The following is a 19968-nucleotide window of genomic DNA, read 5'->3' as shown; positions in this document are numbered from 1 at the left end:
GAAAACGAAGCGCGCGCATGAAAGGTTCAGTTATGCGTCATGGCGGTCAGATCCTTGTCGACCAGTTGAAGATCCAGGGGGTGCGCCGGGTGTTCTCGGTCCCCGGGGAAAGCTTTCTCGCGGCCCTCGACGGGCTCCACGACAGCGGGATCGAGAACGTGGTGTGCCGCCAGGAAGGCGGCGCCGCCATGATGGCCGAGGCGCATGGCAAGCTCACCAACACGCCCGGCGTGCTCTTCGTGACGCGCGGGCCGGGGGCGACGAACGCCTCGTCCGGGCTCCATGTGGCGATGCACGATTCCACGCCGATGATCGTCTTCGTGGGGCAGGTGGCGCGGGGCCATCGCGACCGGGAGGCGTTCCAGGAGGTCGACTACCGGCAGATGTTCGGCGGTCTGGTGAAGTGGGTGGCCGAGGTCGACCAGACCGAGCGCCTGCCCGAATACATCTCGCGCGCCTTCCACACGGCGATGTCGGGACGGCCCGGACCGGTGGTGCTCGCGCTGCCCGAGGACATGCTGTCGGATACGGCCGACGCCGAGGACATGCCGGCGCGCGCCGTGCCGCCGGTCACGGTGGCGCCGGAGACGGTGGGCGCGGTGGCCGCCATGCTGAGCGAAGCGGAACGCCCGCTGGTGGTCGCCGGCGGGCCGCTCTGGACCGAGCAGGCCGCCGCCGACCTTGCCGGCTTCGCGGACGCGCAGGGCCTGCCGGTGGCGGTGTCGTTCCGGCGCCAGGACTACATGGACAACCGGCACCCCAACTACGTGGGCGACCTGTCGGTCGGCATGCGCCCGGGGCTCAAGCGCGCGCTGGGGGAGGCCGACCTGCTCCTCGTGCTGGGGTCGCGGTTCGGCGACATCGCCTCGGACGGTTACGCGCGCGCCCCCGGCGCGCCCGGGCCGCGCATCGTTCACGTGCACCCGGACCCGGACGAGCCGGGCCGCGTCTATCGCCCGGACCTGGCCGTCACAGCGCCCGCGCCCGCGATGCTCTCCGCGCTCGCCCGGCTCGCGCCGTCCGGGCGCAACGACTGGGCACGCTGGGGCGCGGAGCTGAGGGCCGACTACGAGGCGTGGCAGGTGCCCGTCGACACCCCCGGCGCAGTCAAGCTCGAGCGCGTGGTGGGCGAGCTTCGGGAGATGATCCCGGACGACGCGATCGTCACCAACGGGGCCGGGAACTACAACATCTGGCTGCACCGCTACTACCGCTTCACCCGGCCCAAGAGCTACCTCGGCGCCACGTCGGGCAGCATGGGCTACGGCTTCCCCGCCGCGGTGGCCGTGGCGCTGGAGACCGGCGGACCGGTGGTCTGCTGGGCCGGCGACGGGTGTTTCCAGATGACGCTGAACGAGATGTCCACGGCCATGCAGCACGGCGCGCAGGTGGTGGTGATCGTCGCCAACAACGGGCGCTACGGCACGATCCGGATGCACCAGGAACGCGCCTACCCGGGCCGGGTCTCGGGCACTGACCTCGCCACCCCCGATTTCGCCGCGCTCGCGCGCGCCTACGGCGGGTTCGGTGCCACGGTGCGCGACCAGTCGGAATTCGCCCCGGCCTTCGCGTCGGCGCTGGAGAGCGGCGGGCTGGCGGTCATAGACCTGGTCCTCGATCCCGACGCGCTGACGCCCACCCAGACCCTGTCGGCGCTGCGCGGCGACTGACGCGGCCCGACGGCAAGGCTGCAAGGGGGCTGTCTGCCCCCTCGCGCTGCGCGCTCACCCCCGAAGGTATTTCCGAAACAGAGAAGGGCGCGCGCCCCGGACCTTCTTCGTTTTCCAAGTACCTCGGGGGGCGGAGGGGCTTTGCGCAGCAAAGGCGCTCCAGGGGGGCTGGCCCCCCTTTGCACGGAGGTGGCCGCCGGGCGGGGTCAGGTGGTCTCGACGCAGTGGCGGCGGAAGGCGCGCTTGAGCATGTCCAGCTCGGCGCGCAGGAGGGCGACCTCGGCGCGGAGGTCCTCGTCGAGCGGCTGGCCGGTGACGACAGAGAAGCTTGCGAGCCGGTCGCCGGTGGCGCGGTCGGTGATGAGGAAGGTCTGGACGCCGTCCGAGAGGAGCTCGGCGGGGATCGGGACGGTGACGCGGAACCGGCCCGCCCGGTCCGGGTCTTCGCGCAGGGTGGCGCCGGGGACCTCCTGCCCGTCGTGGGTGACGGCGAGGTCGGGGGCCGTGTCGGCCCCGGTCAGCGTTCCTTCCCACACGCCCGCGTGGATCCGTGTCCTGGTCAGAACCGGCTCGCTCATGTCATACCTCCGCGCGCGGCCGGCGCGAGAAATTCACGTCTCGCAGCATGACCTGGTTCATTTCCGGCCCCTCGAAGATCAGGTCGAGCCAGGCCCGTTCGACACGCTTTTCGTTGAGCTTCGTATAGGCGAGGTCGAAATCGACGGCGAGGTCGCTGTCGGCCAGGGGCAGTTCGCGGACCATCTGTTCGGTGTTGGGGCCGTGCCGGATGTTGAGGCGGGCGAAGATCCGGAGCGGTTTTTCCGTCTCCACGACCGCGTTCATGCGCAGGAGGTGCCTGCGGCCCAGCCCTTCCATCGCGTTTGCGGGCAGCTCGATCACCAGCGACAGGAAGGAGCCGTCGAAGCGGAACACGTCCATGCGCAGCCCGAACGGCGCGAGGTCGCCCTCGCGGGTGTTGCGCAGCTGGCGGATCGTAAGCTCGGAGATGTCGCAATCGTGGAAGACGCTCACCTCGTCCCCGAAGGTCGTCCGGCTCTCGACCGCCGCGCGTCCGGGGGGCGAGATCGGGCCGCACCAGAGAGCGGGGCGCCAGGCCCAGTCGGCGTGGAGCGGTTTCGGGATGGCCCCCGTGTCGCCGCGCGGCAGGGCGAGCCGGCCGTCGGTCACGAAAAGCAGGCGGTCGGCGGTCCGGCGCAGGTCCTGCGCGCGCCCGCGCAGGCGGCGCAGCTGATCGAGCCCCAGCGTGTCCGCACGGGCCGCGATCCTGCGCCAGCGGCGCATCGCCGCGCGGTGCAGCAGGAGATCGAGGGGCCCGAAGGCGCGCTTGGACATGGGTCGCGGTAGCCTTTGTCGTGAACGTTTCCCGATCTACAGCAGAATAACGCCCGCGAGGCAAATGCTTGCGGCCCGGTGGCGCAGGGCGTCAGCCGTCCGGGTTGGCCCGTTGGGTGAGCGCGACGAAGCGGCGGATGAGCGCGAGACCGGTGTCCGGGTCGAGCGGCGCGGCGGCGGTGCCCGAGACCGTGAGGGTGACAAGCGTCCCGGAGCGGGCGAACACCGCGCGCCAGTATTCCTCGGCCAGGTCCACGGTGTCGGTGTCGCGCGCGCGGATGAAGAGCACGTCGCGCTCCTGCTCCATCGACAGGATTTCGACCCCGGCGGTGTTGGGTCCGCGGGCGAGCGTGTCGCGCCCCGCCTCGGACTCGAGGAAGGTTGCGAGCGCGGGCATCTGGCCGGCCGCGAAGGCGCCCGGCGCCACGCCGGCGGTCAGGATCGCGGGGGCCGCGGGGTCGGGTCCGTTGCCGCGGATGCCCTGGCAGGTGCCGTAGAGCAGGAAGGCGCCGCTGTCGCCGTCGCGCCGCTGCGCGGGGTCGAGGCAGTAGCCGCGCGGCGCCTTGATGCGCAGCTGGCCGTCGAGCACGGCGATCGCCGGGCTGTCGGGGTCCGGGCCGCCGATCCCGGCGCAGCCGGTGAGCGTGATCGCGGTCAGCGCCGCGACAAGCGCGCGTTTCATACCTGCTCCCGTTCCTTGCGTGCCACAGGTCTCCGGGATAGGTCGGCGGGAGGCGTCATGCAAGCGACGCTTGTGAGCCCCGGGGCGATGCTTATGTTGGCCCGAGGCGATGATGCGGAGGCGCTGATGGACGACTTTTCGACACCGGCCCTGCCACGGGTGCAGATCTGGCGCACGGCGGTGGGCTTCGTCCTGCTGATCGGGACCTTCTTCGGCGCCACGTTCCTCTTGTTCAGGCTGGGCGCGCGGATGATCGAGGCGCCTGCGCCCGAGATGCTCACGGGCGGCACGCCGTTGAGCGCGATGATCTTCTTCGCGACCTTCATCGGGTTCCACGTGGGGCTTCTCGTCGTGCTGCCGCTGCTGCACCGGCGCGGCTATTCCTCGCTCTTCGGGCCGTCGCGGCGGCTGAACATGCGCCACTTCGCCTGGGGCACGCTGGCCACGCTGGCGCTGGCCGCCGGGCTCTATGGCCTGATGTTCGTCGAGCGGCTCTTTCTGCCCGCAGCCCTCGAGCCCAGCATCGCGCTGCTTCGGCCGGTGGGCGAATGGGCCGTCTGGCTGATCCCCGCGCTGGCGGTGATCTTCCTTCAGACCTTCGCCGAGGAGGCGCTGTTTCGCGGCTACTTGCTGCAGCAGCTGCGCGCCCGGTTCTCGAGCGTGTGGGTCTGGGCGGTGCTGCCGTCCTTCATCTTCGGACTTTTGCACTTCGATGCGGCGACCTATGGCTGGGTGAATGCCGGGGCCTACGTGGTCAACACCACGGTGACGGGCATCCTTCTGTGCCTGATAACCGTGCGCACCGGCAACCTGGGCGCTGCCGCCGGGCTTCATTTCGGCAACAACGCCGCGCTCGTCTTCATCGGGATCGACGGCACGCTGGACGGCTTTTCCCTGGCGGCCGTGGTCATGCCTCTGCAGGAGGGGTACACGGCCTGGTCGATCCTGAGCCAGACCGTCGTGACCCTGATCCTGTTCACGATCTGGTGGTTCTGGATGAACCGGCGTGACAAGATTGCAAATGCGGCGTCCGGCGCATAGGTAGGGCGCGACCCAGCCAAGGATGGTGCGATGAACTGGATCTCGAATTACGTCCGGCCCCGGATCAACTCGCTGTTTTCGCGGCGGGAGGTGCCCGAGAACCTTTGGATCAAGTGCCCGGAATGCGGCACGATGCTGTTTCACCGCGAATTGTCGGACAACCTGAACGTTTGCGGCAGCTGCGACCATCACATGGCGATGACCCCGCGCGAGCGGTTTTCGAAGCTGTTCGACGGCGGCACCTTCGCCGAGGTGTCCGTGCCCGCGCCGATCGACGATCCGCTGAAGTTCAAGGACCAGAAGCGTTATCCCGAGCGCATGAAGGCGGCGCAGAAGAGCACCGGCGAACGCGAGGCGATGCTGGTCGCCGAGGGCGAGATCGGGCGCACCCCTATCGTCGCGGCCTGCCAGGATTTCAGCTTCATGGGCGGGTCGATGGGCATGTACGTGGGCAACGCGATCATCGCGGCCGCCGAACGTGCGGTGAAGCTCAAGCGCCCGCTGGTCCTGTTCTCCGCGGCCGGCGGGGCGCGGATGCAGGAAGGCATTCTCAGCCTCATGCAGATGCCGCGCACCACCGTGGCTGTCGACATGGTGAAGGAAGCGGGGCTGCCCTACATCGTCGTGCTCACCCATCCCACGACCGGCGGCGTGACCGCGTCCTACGCGATGCTGGGGGACGTCCAGATCGCCGAGCCCAACGCGCTGATCTGTTTCGCGGGCCCTCGTGTGATCGAACAGACGATCCGCGAGAAACTGCCGGAGGGGTTCCAGCGGGCCGAGTACCTGCTCGACCACGGGATGCTGGACCGCGTGACGCACCGCAAGGACATGCGCGACGAGCTGATCACCATCATCCGCATGCTCATGAAGGACGGCCCCGTGGTGCGCGGCGATCTGCCCGCCCCTGAGCCCGAACCCGAGGCGGAACCGGCCCCCGCGCCCGAGCAGGACAAGGCAGAGGATGCCGAAAAGGCGCCCGCAGCTGCGAACAAAGAGGCCGACAAGGCGTGAGCACGACCGGCTCGGACGTCATCCTCGATCGGATGATGTCGCTTCACCCCAAGGTGATCGACCTGACCCTGGACCGTGTGTGGCGGCTTCTGGAGGCTATGGACCATCCCGAGCGGCGGCTGCCGCCGGTGATCCACATCGCGGGCACCAACGGCAAGGGATCGACGCTGGCCATGTTCCGCGCCGGGCTCGAGGGCGCCGGGAAGGCGGTGCACGCCTACACCTCGCCGCATCTCGCGCGCTTCCATGAACGCATCCGGTTGGCCGGTGAACTGATCGACGAGGCGCATCTCACGAAGGTGCTCGACCGCTGCTATGCCGCCAACGGGGGCGAGAGCATCACCTATTTCGAGATCACGACCGTCGCCGCGCTGGTGGCCTTCGCCGAGACGCGCGCGGATTACACGCTGCTCGAGGTGGGTCTTGGCGGGCGGCTCGACGCGACCAACGTGGTCGACCCGGTGCTCACGGTGATCACGCCGATCTCGGTCGATCACACGCAGTTCCTGGGCGACACGATCGAGGCGATCGCGCGCGAGAAGGCCGGGATCCTCAAGCGCGGCGTGCCCTGCGTGGTGGGCCCGCAGACCGAGGCGGCGCTCGAGGTGATCGAAGCCAAGGCCGAACGCGTCGGCGCGCCGCTTTTGGTGCACGGCCAGCATTGGCACGTGTGGGAAGAGCGCGGGCGGCTGATCTTCCAGGACGAGACCGGGCTTGTGGACCTTCCGATGCCGGCGCTGATCGGCGCGCACCAGGTGCAGAACGCGGGCGCCGCGCTGGCGGGGCTGCGGGCGCTGGGCTTCGACGAGGCGGCCTGCGAAGCGGCGATGACCGATGCCACGTGGCCCGCCCGGATGCAGCGTCTGCGCACCGGCCCGCTGGTCGAGGCCGCGGGGTCGGCCGAGCTCTGGCTCGACGGGGGCCACAACCCCTCGGCCGGGGAGGCGCTTGCGGCGGCGCTGGGCACCTTGCCCACGCGGCCCCTGCACCTGGTCTGCGGGATGCTGAACACGAAGGATATCACCGGCTTCATGCGGCCGCTCACGGACCACGCCGAAAGCCTGACGGCCGTGTCGATCCCGGGCGAGGCCGCGACGCTGTCGGCGGAGGAGACGGCGACGGAGGCGCGCAAGCTCTGGTCGAACGTCACCACCGCGCCGGACGTGCGAAGCGCGATCGAGGCGATCGTCGAGAAGGCCCCCGAAGCGCGCATCCTGATCTGCGGGTCGCTCTATCTCGCGGGGAATATCCTTCGCGAGAACGGCTAGGCGCCCCCGTTCGGGGCGCCTGTGCGAAAAAAATTCGCACCCGGGACGGCGCGAAAGCCGCTAATCCGACTCAACCCTTTGGTGCGATTCGCTTTTTCCTCAAATGCGTGGGTCATCACCCGAATCACACGAAATATTGACCCTGTTCGGTGATTCGCCCAAGATGTGGTTTATTGAACACCGGGGTCTCACCCGGGCGATTTGAGACCTGTCGAGCAGGACAGGAACAGGGGGGCCGATGATGGTCTGGTTGCTCGTAGGCGTTTTCCTCGCGCTTGTGATCAGCAAGAAACAACGACTGGCGCGTCGGGTGCATTTTTCGCCTGATACCTCGTCATTCTCCATGGAAACGGGCGGTACGCGTTTCACCGGACAGCAGCCGGCACATAATCCGCAAGCGTGCCCACGGGCTTTCCGGACCATGTCACCCCTGCCCACCCAGGTCACGTCGCGTGCCCAGGGTGGGCGAACCCACGGCCAACCGCTTGCCGGTGGCCCTGGGCGCAGGCCCGCCGATCGGCGGGTCATGGCCCGGGTGGATCGCGGAAGGCGCGGCTGCAAGGTGCAGTAGCCGCGTCTCCCGCGGCGCCCGCGCCGGTTCTACTGACCCCAGTCCTTGTCCTGCATCTCGCGCAGGCGGCTCGCGGTGCGTTCGAATTCGAAGCTGCCCTCGCCCTCGAGGTAGAGGTATTCCGGCTGCGCCGCCGCCGAGGCGACCAGCCGCACATGCGCCTCGTAGAGCGCGTCGATCAGCGTGACGAAGCGCTTCGCCTCGTTGAAGTTCTGGCGCGACAGGGTGGGGATGTCCTCGAGCACGAGCACCTTGAGCGTGTCCGCGATGGCGAGGTAATCCGCCGGCCCCAGCATCCGGCCGCAAAGTTCATAGAACGAGGCCCGTCCCACGCCGTTGCGGTAGGCCGGGATCTCGACCTCGCGGTTCTTGACGTTGAGGATCAGCGGCTCGGCCGCGCCGCCGCCCGTGAGGTCCTGCCAGACCGCCTCCACGGCCTTGCGCGCCTCCGCGTCGGCGGGGGTGAAGTAGACCTGCCCGCCGGTCAGGCGGTCCTGACGGTAGTCGCGGTGGGCGGCCAGTTCGTGGACCACGAGCCGTTCCTTGATCAGGTCGATGAAGGGCAGGAAGAGCTGGCGGTTGAGGCCGTCCTTGTAGAGATCGTCGGGCACCCGGTTCGAGGTGGTCACGATCACCACGTTCTCGTTCATCAGGAATTCGAAGAGCCGGCCCACGACCATCGCGTCCGCGATGTCGGTGATCTGCATCTCGTCGAGCGCGAGCACGCGCAGGTCCTTGGCTATCTTCGCGGCGACGGGCGCGATGGCATCGGATTCACCCGATGCGCGGGCGGCGTGAAGCCCCTCCTGCACCTCCTGCATGAAGGCGTGGAAATGGACGCGGCGCTTGCCGGGGATGTCGAGGTGTTCGACGAAGAGGTCCATCAGCATCGACTTGCCGCGCCCGACCCCACCCCAGAGGTAGAGCCCGCCCGGCACCTCCTCGGGCTTGTGGAAGAGCCCGCCCAGGAGCCCCTTCTTGCGCCCCTTGGCGGTCACGAGGTGCTGGCGGATGTCCTCCAGCAGCGGCAAGGCCTCTTCCTGCGCCGGGTCGGGCGTGAGGCTGCCCTCGGCGACGCGGGCGGCGTAGATGTCCTGCAAGCTCTGGCTCATGGTTTTCGTCTAGCCCGGCAGGCAGGATAGGAAAAGGTGATAAGCCACATCACGGTTTAGCGATTGACCGACCGGACCCGGCGGGCAATACCCCCTGCGTCGGAGGACTTTGCATGAACAACGCGCGGCTCGTATCGCCCGTCCTTGTTGCCGGGTGCATCATCATCATGGTCAGCTTCGCCATCCGGGCGAGCTTCGGGGTGTTCCAGATCCCCATCGCGGACGAGTTCGGCTGGGCCCGGGCGGAGTTCAGTTTCGCCATCGCCGTGCAGAACCTGGCCTGGGGCATCGGCCAGCCGATCTTCGCCGCGATCGCCGAGAAGGTGGGCGACCGCAAGGCGATCATCCTGGGCGCGCTGGTCTATGCCGCCGGACTTGTCGCCTCTTCCTTCGCGATGACGCCCGCCGCGCATTCCGTGCTGGAAATCGCCGTGGGCTTCGGGATCGCGGGGACCGGCTTCGGCGTGATCCTCGCGGTGGTGGGGCGGGCGGCCTCGGACAAACACCGCTCGATGGCACTCGCCATCGCGACGGCGGCCGGGTCGGCCGGACAGGTCTTCGGGGCGCCGACGGCGGAATGGCTGCTGACGCTGATGCCGTGGCAGGGCGTGTTCCTGGTCTTCGCGGGGGCGATCCTCGCGGTGCTGTTGGTGCTGCCGATGATGCGCGCGCCGGTGGCCGCGCGCCACGAGATCGAGGAAAGCATGGGCACCGTCCTGGCCCGCGCCCTGCGCGACCCGTCCTACACGCTGATCTTCCTGGGCTTCTTTTCCTGCGGCTACCAGCTGGGCTTCATCACCGCGCATTTCCCCGCCTTCGTGACCGAGATGTGCGCGGCCATCGACCCGTCCGGCACGTTGGCCTCCGTGGGCGTTTCGACGACCTCGGCGCTGGGGGCGGTTGCGATTTCGCTCATCGGGCTGACCAATATCGCGGGGACGCTGCTTGCCGGTCACCTGGGCAACCTGCTGCCGCGCAAGTACCTGCTGGCGGGCATCTACGGTGCGCGCACGGTCGCGGCGGCGGCGTTCATCCTGCTGCCCATCACGGCGACCAGCGTCATCGTCTTCTCGATCGTGATGGGCTCGCTCTGGCTCGCCACAGTGCCCCTGACCTCGGGCCTTGTCGCGCATCTCTATGGCTTGCGCTACATGGGCACACTTTACGGCATCGTCTTCTTTTCCCACCAGCTGGGGAGCTTCATGGGCGTCTGGCTGGGCGGTCGCATGTACGACCTGACCGGCGATTACTCGATGGTGTGGTGGGTCGGCGTGGGGGTCGGCGCGCTGTCGATGCTTCTGCACCTGCCGATCCGCGAGCGCCCCTCGCCGGTGATGGTCCCCGCCTGACGGGTCAGACCGGAAGCGCGGTGGTCTTGAACACGGTGCGCAACGCGAAGCTCGACTGCATGCCCTGCACGCCGGGCAGGCGGGCGAGCTTCTGGCGGTGCACCCGCGCGAAATCGTCGGTGTCGCGGGCAACCACCTTCAGGATGTAATCCGCCGTGCCGGCCATCAGGTGACATTCCAGCACCTCGGGGACCAGCGCCACCTCGCGTTCGAAGGCTTCGAGAAGCTCGTCGGCCTGGCCCGCCAGCGAAATCTCGACGAAGGCCATCGTGGGAAAACCCATTTGCCGGGCGTTGAGCAGCGCGACATACTCGCGAAGGAACCCTTCCTTCTCGAGCCGCTGCACCCGGCGGTGACAGGCCGAGGCCGAGAGGTGGACGCGCTCCGCGAGGTCGGCGTTCGAGATCCGGCCGGCGCGCTGCAGCACCGAAAGGATGCGACGGTCCATCTCGTCGATCTGGGGTTCCATCGAATATCCTTGCCGTTATTTGTCAAATCGCCGTGAATTCTTCGCGCAATGTCGCGCGAAGCGGGACGGATTTCAATCCCATTGCGTTCGCTTCGCCGTAGGCTGGGGGCAAGGAAAAAGGGAGAGAACGGAATGCTGATCGGTTGTCCGAAAGAGATCAAGCCGCAGGAATTTCGCGTCGGCCTGACGCCGGCCGCCGCCGCCGAAGCCATCGCCCACGGTCACGCGGTGATCGTCGAGAGCGCGGCCGGCGAAGGCTCGGGTTTCACCGACGATGCCTATCGGGCCGCCGGGGCCGAGGTGGTGTCGACCGCCGAGGAGGTCTTCGCGCGCGCCGAGATGGTGGTGAAGGTGAAGGAACCGCAGGCGGTCGAGCGCAAGCAGCTGCGCGAAGGCCAGGTCCTGTTCACCTACCTCCACCTGGCGCCCGATCCGGCCCAGACCCACGACCTGATCGAGAGCGGCGTGACCGCCATCGCCTACGAGACCGTGACGGACCGCGACGGACGTCTGCCGCTGCTCGCCCCGATGTCCGAGGTGGCCGGCAAGCTCGCCCCGCAGGTCGGCGCCTGGACGTTGCAGAAGGCCAACGGCGGGCGCGGCGTGCTGATGGGCGGCGTGCCCGGTGTCGGCCCCGCGAAGGTCGTTGTGATCGGTGGCGGCGTGGTGGGGACGCAGGCCGCGCGCGTGGCCTCCGGCATGGGGGCCGATGTCACCGTGCTCGACATGTCGCTTCCGCGCCTGCGGCAGCTCGACGACATGTTCCGGGGAGAGTTCAACACCTCCTACTCCTCGCAGGCGCGCACCGCCGAGTTGGTGGCCGAGGCCGACATGGTGATCGGCGCCGTGCTGATCCCCGGTGCGGCGGCCCCGAAGCTCATCAGCCGCGCGCAGCTGTCCGAGATGAAGCCGGGGGCGGCGCTGGTGGACGTGGCCATCGACCAGGGCGGCTGTTTCGAGACCTCGCACGCGACGACGCACCAGGACCCGATCTACGAGGTGGACGGGATCATGCATTACTGCGTGGCCAACATGCCCGGCGCGGTCGCCCGCACCTCGACCCTGGCGCTCGGCAACGCGACGCTGCCCTACATGCTGCGGCTGGCCGACCAGGGCTGGCGCGGGGCGCTGGAAATGGACGAGGGGCTGATGGCCGGGCTCAACGTGCACGCCGGCAAGCTCACGAACTATGCCGTGGGCCGCGCGCTGGAGATCGACGTTGTCTCACCCACGCTCGCGATCCGGGGGTGAGCCTGTGCCGCTAGGCGCGGGCCAGCACCACGTGAGAGACGTGGGGAAAGCGCATGGCCCGGCCGTCGAGGCAGTCGCCGAGACCTGACAGGAAGGCGTCGATGGCGCGGTCGATCGCGCCGTCGGCCAACCCGGCGAGCTTGTCGCCGGTGTGCATGCCGCCCATCGCGCCCTCCGCGAACGCCCTTGCATCCGGGTGATGCAGATCGAGCGCGGTCGACTCCACGCTGATCTGTCCGAACCCGGCCTCTTCGAAAAGCCGGCGAATGTCGGCGGCGTCCGGCAGGCCGCAGATGGCGCGCACCGCGTCCCCGGCCGACTCACCCACATGGGCGTCCAGCGCGGCGGCCTGTGCCTTGAGCATCGGGTTCACGTCGATGTCCTGCTGGATGCAGAACGCGACCCTGCCGCCGGGTTTCAGGACCCGCCGAAGGTCACGCAATGCCGCGGGCCGGTCCGGGAAGAACTGAAGCGCCTGCTGGCAGAACGCGATGTCGAAGCTGTCGTCGGGAAAGGGAAGGGCCGCGGCGTCCGCCTGGAGCCATTCAGCCGTCATGCTGGTCGCTTCGGCCAGGACGCGGGCGACGGCCAGCATCTCGGCACTGTGGTCGACGCCCACGAGACGGCCGGGGGGCGGGTCGAGCCGAGCCAGCTCACGCGTGACCACGCCGGTTCCGCAGGCCAGGTCGAGGACATGCTCGCCGGTTTGCGGCCGGGCGCGCTCGATCAGGTGTCGCGCCCAGGGCTGAAAGATGACCGGGACCAGAACGGACTGATAGCGGTCGGCAAACGTCTTGGTTTCCATTGCCGCATCTCCATGAGGGATCATACCTCATTTCGTGCGGCAAGGACATCACGATGACCTGCGCCGGCCCCGCGGGGGCCCGTGTCTGTCGTGATTGTCCGGGGAGGGGCCGATCGATTCCGTCGCATGCGGCCCGGAAGGTGAATGGTAGCGTGGGGCGGACTTGAACCGCCGACCCCAGCATTATGAGTGCTGTGCTCTAACCGGCTGAGCTACCACGCCATTCACACGAGGCGCTAGGTAGCCCCGCCGGTGCCCCCTGTCAACGCGGAAATGGCGCAAAAATGCGGGTTCTTCGGGGGTGGCGGAATTTCCCTTCGATTCCGCCTCCGGGTGGCCGGAACGCGCCGCCCGCCCCGGTGCATGGCCGGGGCAGGCGGTGGCCCGTGTCAGCTTTCCTGCGGCTTGCCGAGGCCGGTGTCGGTGCCCGGCTCGGCCTGCACGTAGAGCGTGCGGTGCGGGAAGGGAATCGACAGGCCGGCGGCGTCGAACGCCTCTTTCAGGTTCTTGGTGAACTCGAATTTCAGGTCCCAGTAGTCGGCCGCGTCCGCCCACATGCGCATGGTCAGGTCGACCGAGCTGTCGCCGAGGTTGGTGACGCGGGCCCAGGGTTCCGGATCGTCGTGTACGCGCTGGTCGGCGCGGGCCATGTCCAGCATCACCTCGAGCGCCTTGTCGATGTCGTCGGCGTAATCGATCCCCATCGTCAGGTCGACGCGGCGGGTTTCATGGTGCGACCAGTTGGTGATGATCGCGCCCCAGGCCTTGCCGTTCGGCACGACGATCTGGACGTTGTCGGGCGTGGCGAGCTCGGTGAAGAAAAGGTTGATCTCCTTCACCGTGCCCGAGGTGCCGTCGATCGAGACGTATTGCCCGTTCCGGTAGGGGCGGAAGAGGATGATCATGAAACCCGCGGCGAGGTCGCCCAGCGTCCCCTGAAGGGCGAGACCGATCGCCAGCGTGGCGGCACCAAGCATGGCGACGAGCGACGTGACCTCGACCCCGAAGACGTTGAGAACCGTGATCAGGACGATCGCGATCAGCACCCAGCGCACGACGGAGGAGACGAAGCTGCCGACCGTCTGGTCGATCCGCTCGGACGCCTCCAGGCGTTTGCGCACCATCCGGGCGATCGCGCTGGCCACGATCCAGCCGACGATCAGGATGATCAGCGCCTTGATGCCGTTCATGATGTAGGGAAGGAATTCCCCGAACTTGTTCAGCCAGGTTGCGATCTGGTCTTCCATGTCTGTCGTCCTCATTCTTTCTTCAAAAGAATGGGCCCGACGGTGCGGGCCCCGTTCGCGTTTCGGGCGGCGGCCCGGACGGTCCCGGCCATGCCGCGCAATGTGGGGTGCCGGCCGACGGCCCCGGATCCGGGGAGTCTACGGCACCCGGCCGGGCCCGGTTCAGGCACAGGGCGATCCCCTGCTCCCGGCGGGCGCTTGGCCGTTCATCGGGATGCTAACATGACGCGCGGCCGGGGCGGAACGGCAAAAGACCCCGCCACCACGGGGGCGACGGGGCACAGGGAAGAGGTCAGGTTGTGCGCTGACGCGCGGCGTTCACACGGTGGACTTGCTCGACTTCGGGCCGAAGATCAGCCACAGGATGAAACCCAGGAGCGGCAGCACGATCACGACGAGCGCCCACAGCACCTTGGCGCCCGTGGAGGCGCCCGAGGAAAAGATCGACACCAGGGCCCAGATGTCGAGGGCGAGCAGGATGAGGCCGCCAAGGCCGGTCAGTTCAAACATGTTCGTCTCCATATCGCTGGTCCTTTACGGATCAGGCTTCCGAAGACAAACGCGGTCCGGTGGCGCCCGGTTCCTTGCCCCGGCTCAGCCCAGCGTGCCGGTCAGCACGTAGCGCAGGACGCCGACCACCTGTTCCGGCGTGCGCGCGACGGCGAGCGCGGCCGCGTCGACCTCCTTCAGCGCGTGGTCGTGTTCCTCGGGGTGCAGGATGATCAGCGACTTGCCCAGGGCGGCGGCATAGCCCGCGTCGAAGGCCGCGTTCCACTGCTTGTACTTCTCGCCGAAGCGCACGACGACGATGTCCGCCGTCTCGATCCCGTGGCGGGTGCGGATCGCGTTGACCTGCGCGCCCTTGCGGTCATGCCAGAACTTGTCGGGTTCTGCGCCCAGGATCTCGACCCCGCAGTCGTCCGAGGCCGCGTGGTCGGTGACCGGGGCCGCGAAGGAGAGGTCGAGCCCCTTGGCGCCCTCGATGATGCGGTCGCGCCAGTCGGTGTGGATTTCGCCGGAAAGATAAACCTTCATCGTTCTGTGATCCTTCATCGCTTGCCTGCGGTCCTTGTGCCGCAAATGCCCGGGCGCTCCAAGTGTCGGCAGGGATTTGCCGACGCTTTCAGGCGCCATGGAACGCAGCGCGGGGCGGGGCGTTCAGGGGGCAAGGGTGGCAGACACCCGTATCGTGAACGACCCAAAGGAAAGGACACGAGATGACATTCATGCACAAGATGGCCCTCCCGCTGACGCTCGGTTTCGCGCTGACTGCCGGTGCCGCCACGGCACAAGGCATGTTCTTCAGCCAGATCGACGCGGACAACGACGCCACGCTGAGCTATGGCGAACTCGAGATGGCCTTCGGTGCACAGGCCGATGCCGCGCTGGCGATGTACGACGTCAACGACGACGGCCTGATCGAACGCAGCGAAGCGCTCGACGTTCAGCAGCGTGGTGAGGCCCAGGCGTCCACCGCCACCGTGACGGAAGAGCAAGAGGATTCCGACGACATGGCGTCGAACGACACCGTGAGCGCCGGGGCCTCGGCCTCCGCGCAGGTGGACCTTGAGACCAACTAAGAGCCCCTGAGGCTCTCTCGCCCCGGCCGGCCTTCGGCCGGGGTGCCTGACATGAACGGGACGCGTGCCGCATGACGGCCGCGTCCCGTTTTCTTTCGGACCCCGACGAGGTGCCGGTGTCAGCTCCGCAGCGTGCCGCCGGTGGCCTTCTGCACCTTCTCGACGATCTTCGCCGCCACCGCCTCGATCTCTTTTTCCTTGAGCGTCTTGTCGGTGGGCTGCAGGCGTACGGTGATGGCGAGCGATTTCTGCCCGGCTTCGCCCAGTGCGCCGCCGGTGAACTCGTCGAAGACGCGCACGTCCTCGATCAGCGTCTTGTCGGCGCCGGCGGCGGCGTTGACCAGCGTCAGCGCCTCGACGTCCTTGTCGACGACGAAGGCGAAGTCACGCTCGACCGGCTGCAGGTCCGAGATCGTGAGCGCGGGCCGGGTGGCGTTCGACTTGCGCGGCATCGGGATTTCCTCGGGGAAGAGGGTGAAGGCCACGGCGGGGCCTTTCACGTCCATCTCGGCCAGCACCTTGGGGTGGAGCTCGCCGAAGACGCCCAGCACCTTCTTGGGGCCGAGGCAGATCTTGCCGTGACGGCCCGGGTGCCACCAACCCTCGGCGCCGCGCAGCACCTGGACCTTGGCGGGTGCGCCCATCGCGGCGAGCAGCGCTTCGGCATCCGCCTTGGCGTCGAACAGGTCGACGGGGCGCGAGGCGCCGTGCACGTCCTTGGGTCCGGTGGCGCCGATCATGACGCCGGAGACGGCGAGGCGCTGTTCCTCGGGCTCGCCGCCATGCCAGGTGGCGCCGACTTCGAACAGGGCCAGGTCCATGAAGCCGCGCGCCTGGTTGCGGGCGGCCGCCTGCAGAAGACCCGGCAGCAGGTCGGGGCGCATGTGGCTCATCTCCGAGGAGATCGGGTTCTCCAGCATCGTGGCCGCGTCCCCGCCGCCGAAGAGCGTGGCGGCCTCGGCGTCGATGAAGCTGTAGGTCACGCATTCGTTGTAGCCCAGGGCCGCCGCCGTGCGCCGCGCGGTGTTCTCGCGCACCTGCATCGGCGTCAGGACCGGCTTCGGCACGCCCGTGGAAGCGCGCGCCATCGGCTTGCCCTCCAGCTTGGTGAGCGAGGCGATGCGGGCGACTTCCTCGACCAGGTCGGCTTCGCCCAGCACGTCGGGGCGCCAAGACGGCACGTGCGCCATGTCGCCCTCCATGACGAACCCGAGCGCTTCGAGCGAGGCGCGCTGTTCGTCGGCCGGGATGTCCATGCCGACGAGCGACGAGCAGCGGTCCGTGTCGAGCTTGTAGGCCCGGTCGGTGTCGGGCACGGCGCCTGCGGTCACGACGTTGGACGGCTCCCCGCCGCACAGGTCGAGGATCATCTGCGTGGCCAGCTCGATCGCGACCGGGTTGAAGGCCGGGTCGATGCCGCGTTCGTTGCGGTAGCGGGCGTCGGAGTTGATCTTGAGCGCGCGGCCGGTGCGCGCGATCTGGATCGGCTCCCACACGGCGGCTTCGAGGAAGACGTTGACGGTTTCCTCGGTGCAGCCCGTTTCCTCGCCGCCCATGATGCCGGCGATGGATTCGACGCTCTCGTCGTCGGAAATCACCACCATGCCCGGCTCGAACGTGTAGGTGCGTTCGTCCAGCGCCAGGAGCTCTTCGCCCCCCGTGGTCTTGTGGATGCGCAGCGAGCCCGTGACCTTGTCCGCGTCGAAGACGTGCAGCGGCCGGTTCTGGTCGTAGGTGAAGAAGTTGGTGATGTCGACGAGCGCCGAGATCGGGCGCAGGCCGATCGCCATCAGCCGCTGTTGCAGCCAGGCGGGCGAGGGGCCGTTCTTCACGCCGCGGATCAGGCGGCCCTGGAAGATGTAACAGCCGTCGTCACCCTGCGTGTCTTCGTCGATGGTGACGCCGATGGGACTGTCGAACGTGCCCTCGACCTTGGCCTCTGGGGCCGGTTTCAGGGTGCCCAGCCCGCGGGCGGCCAGGTCGCGCGCGATGCCGCGCACGCCCAGGGCGTCGGGGCGGTTCGGGGTGATCGCGATCTCGATCACCGGGTCGACCTTGGCCGGATCGTTGGCCGCGAGCCAGTCGATGAACTTCTCGCCGACCTCGCCGGAGGGCAGCTCGATGATGCCGGTGTGCTCGTCGGACAGCTCGAGTTCACGCTCGGAGGCCATCATGCCGTGGCTCTCGACGCCCCGGATCTTGCCGACCGACAGGGTCACTTCGATGCCGGGGACGTAATCGCCGGGCTTGGCCAGCACCACGGTGATCCCCGCGCGCGCATTGGGCGCGCCGCAGACGATCTGCTTGTCGCCGTCCTCGGTTTCGACGGTGCAGACGCGCAGGCGGTCGGCGTCGGGGTGCTGCTCGGCCGTCTTCACCTTCGCCAGCGTGAAGGCGGAGAGCCGATCGGCGGGGTTCACGACCTCCTCGACCTCGAGCCCGAGGTCGGTGAGGGTTTCGGCGATCTCCTCGACGCTCGCGTCGGTGTCGAGGTGGTCTTTCAGCCAGGAGAGGGTGAATTTCATGTCGGTCTCCGGTCAGTCTTGCAGGCGTTTCGCGAGGTCGTCCTCGTCGCCGATGCTGTAGAGTTTGATTTCGCGGACCAGCCGCAGGGTCGGTTTCAGGGCGAAGCAGGCCGAGCCGACGACGAAAAGCCAGGTCGCGGCAGTCTGCGTGTCTTCCGAAAAGAACAGGAACGAGCCGACGAGGAACGCGGCCGCGGCGAGGAAGTCGACGCAGGTGTAGACGATCTCGAACAGCGCGTAGATGCGCTTGGAGCGCTCGGAGCGCTGGCGGTTCTCGTGTCGGAAGAGGGGCATGTCTTGCTCCTGTGCTTCGGTGATGGCGGGCTGAAGCCCGACCTGCGGGGCGCGGGGCCGGCCGGGTTTCGGGCCTAGCGCGTCAACCCTCCCCGCATGGTCGGCATGTCCAGCGCGGCGAAGCCGTAGTGGCGCAGCCAGCGCAGGTCGCTGTCGAAGAAGGCGCGCAGGTCGGGGATGCCGTATTTCAGCATGGCGAGGCGGTCGATGCCGATGCCGAAGGCGAAGCCCTGCCACTGCGTCGAATCCACGCCGGAGGCGTCGAGCACCTTGGGGTGGACCATGCCGGAGCCCAGGATCTCCATCCAGTCGTCGCCCTGGCCGACCTTGAGCTGGCCGTTCTCCCAGGAACAGCGCAGGTCGACCTCGGCCGAGGGTTCGGTGAAGGGGAAGTGCGAGGCGCGGAAGCGCAGCTCGACCTCGTCCACCTCGAAGAAGGCGCGGCAGAATTCCTCGAGCGTCCACTTGAGGTTCGCCATCGAGATGTCGCGGTCGATCGCGAGCCCCTCGACCTGGTGGAACATCGGGGTGTGGGTCTGGTCGTAATCCGAGCGGTAGACGCGGCCCGGGGCGATGACGCGCAGCGGCGCGCCCTGCTTGAGCATCGCGCGGATCTGCACCGGCGAGGTGTGGGTGCGCAGCACGTGGGGCGGACGGTCGTCGCCCTCGTCGCGGTGCATGAAGAAGGTGTCGTGCTCCTGCCGGGCCGGATGGTGCGGCGGGATGTTGAGCGCGTCGAAGTTGTGGAAATCGTCCTCGATCTGCGGCCCCTCGGCCACGGCGAAGCCCATGTCGGCGAAGATCGTCGTGACCTCTTCCGTGACCTGGCTCACCGGGTGGATCGTGCCCAGCCGCCGGCTGCGGGCGGGCAGCGTCACGTCGAGCCATTCGCCGCGCAGCCGCTCCTCGAGCGCGGCATCGGCGAGCGCGGCCTTCTTCGCGGCCAACGCCGCGTTGATCTCGTCCTTCAGCGCGTTGAGCTTGGGGCCCATGATCTGCCGCTCTTCCGGCGTCATCTTGCCCAGCTCGCGCATCTTGAGCGCCACTTCGCCCTTCTTGCCCACCGCCTGCAGGCGGATGTCCTCGAGCGTGGCCTCGTCGGCGGCCCCGGCCACCAGATCCAGATATTTCTGCCTCAGATCGTCCATCCCGGACCCCCTTGGTTTTCGTCGCCCTCCTGCTAGCACAGGGGGGGTGGTTTGCAAGTCGCTCCTCCGCCCGGCGGGCGGCGTCGCTTTCCCGGTCGCGCGGCCCGGCGAAGTCGCCCGTCGGGCGGATGAGCGGCGCCTGAAACGAAAGAAGCCGCAGACCCCAGCGAGGTCCGCGGCTTCCTGATCCTGTCTTCCCGGTGAGGGAAAAGCTTACGCGAGCGCGGCCTTCGCCTTATCGACGATGGCACCGAACGCGTCCGGCTCGTTGACGGCGAGATCGGCCAGCACCTTGCGGTCGACTTCGATCCCGGCGTTCGAGAGGCCGTTGATGAATTTCGAATAGGTCAGCGCTTCGTCGTGCGCGCGCACGGCGGCGTTGATGCGCTGGATCCACAGCGAACGGAAGTTGCGCTTGCGGTTCTTGCGGTCACGCGTGGCGTACTGGTTCGCCTTGTCGACGGCCTGCGTGGCAGTCTTGAAGTTCGACTTGCGACGACCGTAGTAGCCTTTCGCCTGGTCGAGGACCTTCTTGTGGCGGGCGTGGGTCGTGGTTCCACCTTTGACTCGGGACATGTCGTAGACTCCT

Annotated in this window: 20 protein-coding genes and 1 tRNA gene; 7 read left to right on the top strand and 14 right to left on the bottom strand. The window is 68.2% G+C overall.

Going from position 1 to position 19968, the window contains the following annotated elements; all coding sequences use genetic code 11:
- Positions 1-32 precede the first annotated feature (32 nt).
- Entirely contained in the window at positions 33-1670 is a 1638-nt protein-coding gene (locus GQE99_RS11115) for a thiamine pyrophosphate-binding protein (RefSeq protein WP_161351797.1), read from the top strand.
- A gap of 206 nt (positions 1671-1876) precedes the next feature.
- On the opposite strand, the gene GQE99_RS11110 is transcribed toward GQE99_RS11115, so the two are convergent.
- The 3 genes from GQE99_RS11110 to GQE99_RS11100 form a co-directional block, all read right to left on the bottom strand.
- Positions 1877-2248, bottom strand: coding sequence for a hypothetical protein (locus tag GQE99_RS11110; protein WP_161351692.1), 372 nt, complete (start codon positions 2246-2248; stop codon positions 1877-1879).
- Between the two features lies 1 nt (position 2249).
- A complete protein-coding gene (locus tag GQE99_RS11105; protein ID WP_161351691.1) occupies positions 2250-3023 on the bottom strand; it encodes a DUF6478 family protein in 774 nt (257 codons plus the stop codon).
- Between the two features lie 91 nt (positions 3024-3114).
- Entirely contained in the window at positions 3115-3705 is a 591-nt protein-coding gene (locus GQE99_RS11100) for a hypothetical protein (RefSeq protein ID WP_161351690.1), read from the bottom strand.
- A 57-nt stretch (positions 3706-3762) separates the two neighbouring features.
- On the opposite strand from GQE99_RS11100, the gene GQE99_RS11095 reads away from it, so the two are divergent.
- From GQE99_RS11095 to GQE99_RS11085, 3 genes are read left to right on the top strand one after another with little or no spacing between them, the layout of a single operon-like run.
- Entirely contained in the window at positions 3763-4746 is a 984-nt protein-coding gene (locus GQE99_RS11095) for a CPBP family intramembrane glutamic endopeptidase (RefSeq protein ID WP_161351689.1), read from the top strand.
- Positions 4747-4776: 30 nt separating this feature from the next.
- Positions 4777-5760 (top strand): acetyl-CoA carboxylase, carboxyltransferase subunit beta, encoded by a 984-nt coding sequence (gene accD / locus GQE99_RS11090; RefSeq protein WP_161351688.1) that lies wholly within the window; start codon positions 4777-4779, stop codon positions 5758-5760.
- Positions 5761-5792: 32 nt separating this feature from the next.
- Positions 5793-7028 carry a bifunctional folylpolyglutamate synthase/dihydrofolate synthase gene (locus tag GQE99_RS11085; RefSeq protein ID WP_161351796.1) on the top strand — a complete coding sequence of 412 codons (1236 nt, stop codon included), beginning with the start codon at positions 5793-5795 and terminating at the stop codon, positions 7026-7028.
- Between the two features lie 600 nt (positions 7029-7628).
- Here GQE99_RS11085 and zapE read toward each other — a convergent pair.
- The gene (gene zapE / locus GQE99_RS11080) at positions 7629-8711 is read right to left on the bottom strand and encodes a cell division protein ZapE (RefSeq protein WP_161351687.1); all 1083 of its coding nucleotides are present in this window, start codon (positions 8709-8711) and stop codon (positions 7629-7631) included.
- A 113-nt stretch (positions 8712-8824) separates the two neighbouring features.
- Between zapE and GQE99_RS11075 the strand changes: the two genes are divergently transcribed.
- A complete protein-coding gene (locus tag GQE99_RS11075; RefSeq protein ID WP_161351686.1) occupies positions 8825-10060 on the top strand; it encodes an MFS transporter in 1236 nt (411 codons plus the stop codon).
- Positions 10061-10064: 4 nt separating this feature from the next.
- On the opposite strand, the gene GQE99_RS11070 is transcribed toward GQE99_RS11075, so the two are convergent.
- The gene (locus GQE99_RS11070; RefSeq protein ID WP_161351685.1) at positions 10065-10529 is read right to left on the bottom strand and encodes an Lrp/AsnC family transcriptional regulator; all 465 of its coding nucleotides are present in this window, start codon (positions 10527-10529) and stop codon (positions 10065-10067) included.
- 132 nt (positions 10530-10661) lie between these two features.
- On the opposite strand from GQE99_RS11070, the gene ald reads away from it, so the two are divergent.
- Positions 10662-11780 carry an alanine dehydrogenase gene (gene ald, locus GQE99_RS11065; RefSeq protein ID WP_161351684.1) on the top strand — a complete coding sequence of 373 codons (1119 nt, stop codon included), beginning with the start codon at positions 10662-10664 and terminating at the stop codon, positions 11778-11780.
- A gap of 10 nt (positions 11781-11790) precedes the next feature.
- Here ald and GQE99_RS11060 read toward each other — a convergent pair whose 3' ends face one another.
- The 5 genes from GQE99_RS11060 to GQE99_RS11040 all read right to left on the bottom strand — a co-directional run bounded on the left by GQE99_RS11060 (position 11791) and on the right by GQE99_RS11040 (position 14867).
- Positions 11791-12585, bottom strand: coding sequence for a class I SAM-dependent methyltransferase (locus tag GQE99_RS11060; RefSeq protein ID WP_161351683.1), 795 nt, complete (start codon positions 12583-12585; stop codon positions 11791-11793).
- Positions 12586-12730: 145 nt separating this feature from the next.
- Positions 12731-12807 (bottom strand) — tRNA-Met (locus tag GQE99_RS11055).
- Between the two features lie 167 nt (positions 12808-12974).
- Entirely contained in the window at positions 12975-13832 is an 858-nt protein-coding gene (locus GQE99_RS11050; RefSeq protein ID WP_161351682.1) for a mechanosensitive ion channel family protein, read from the bottom strand.
- Positions 13833-14150: 318 nt separating this feature from the next.
- On the bottom strand, positions 14151-14354 hold the full coding sequence (locus GQE99_RS11045; protein ID WP_161351681.1) for a PLD nuclease N-terminal domain-containing protein: 204 nt from the start codon (positions 14352-14354) through the stop codon (positions 14151-14153).
- A gap of 72 nt (positions 14355-14426) precedes the next feature.
- On the bottom strand, positions 14427-14867 hold the full coding sequence (locus GQE99_RS11040) for a YtoQ family protein (RefSeq protein WP_235917198.1): 441 nt from the start codon (positions 14865-14867) through the stop codon (positions 14427-14429).
- A 182-nt stretch (positions 14868-15049) separates the two neighbouring features.
- On the opposite strand from GQE99_RS11040, the gene GQE99_RS11035 reads away from it, so the two are divergent.
- A complete protein-coding gene (locus GQE99_RS11035) occupies positions 15050-15412 on the top strand; it encodes an EF-hand domain-containing protein (protein WP_161351679.1) in 363 nt (120 codons plus the stop codon).
- A gap of 119 nt (positions 15413-15531) precedes the next feature.
- Here the strand turns inward: GQE99_RS11035 and pheT are convergent, their stop codons facing one another.
- The 4 genes from pheT to rplT all read right to left on the bottom strand — a co-directional run bounded on the left by pheT (position 15532) and on the right by rplT (position 19955).
- Positions 15532-17937 (bottom strand): phenylalanine--tRNA ligase subunit beta, encoded by a 2406-nt coding sequence (pheT, locus tag GQE99_RS11030; protein WP_161351678.1) that lies wholly within the window; start codon positions 17935-17937, stop codon positions 15532-15534.
- A 12-nt stretch (positions 17938-17949) separates the two neighbouring features.
- On the bottom strand, positions 17950-18231 hold the full coding sequence (locus GQE99_RS11025; RefSeq protein ID WP_161351677.1) for a YrhK family protein: 282 nt from the start codon (positions 18229-18231) through the stop codon (positions 17950-17952).
- A 74-nt stretch (positions 18232-18305) separates the two neighbouring features.
- A complete protein-coding gene (gene pheS, locus GQE99_RS11020; protein WP_161351676.1) occupies positions 18306-19379 on the bottom strand; it encodes a phenylalanine--tRNA ligase subunit alpha in 1074 nt (357 codons plus the stop codon).
- A gap of 213 nt (positions 19380-19592) precedes the next feature.
- Positions 19593-19955 (bottom strand): 50S ribosomal protein L20, encoded by a 363-nt coding sequence (gene rplT, locus GQE99_RS11015; RefSeq protein WP_161351674.1) that lies wholly within the window; start codon positions 19953-19955, stop codon positions 19593-19595.
- Positions 19956-19968: the final 13 nt, after the last annotated feature.

It is taken from the genome of Maritimibacter harenae, from assembly GCF_009882975.1.
GTDB classification, from domain to species: Bacteria; Pseudomonadota; Alphaproteobacteria; order Rhodobacterales; family Rhodobacteraceae; genus Maritimibacter; species Maritimibacter harenae.
The sequence above is the reverse complement of the archived record's forward strand: the minus strand, read 5'-3'. Positions and strand labels throughout refer to the sequence as shown.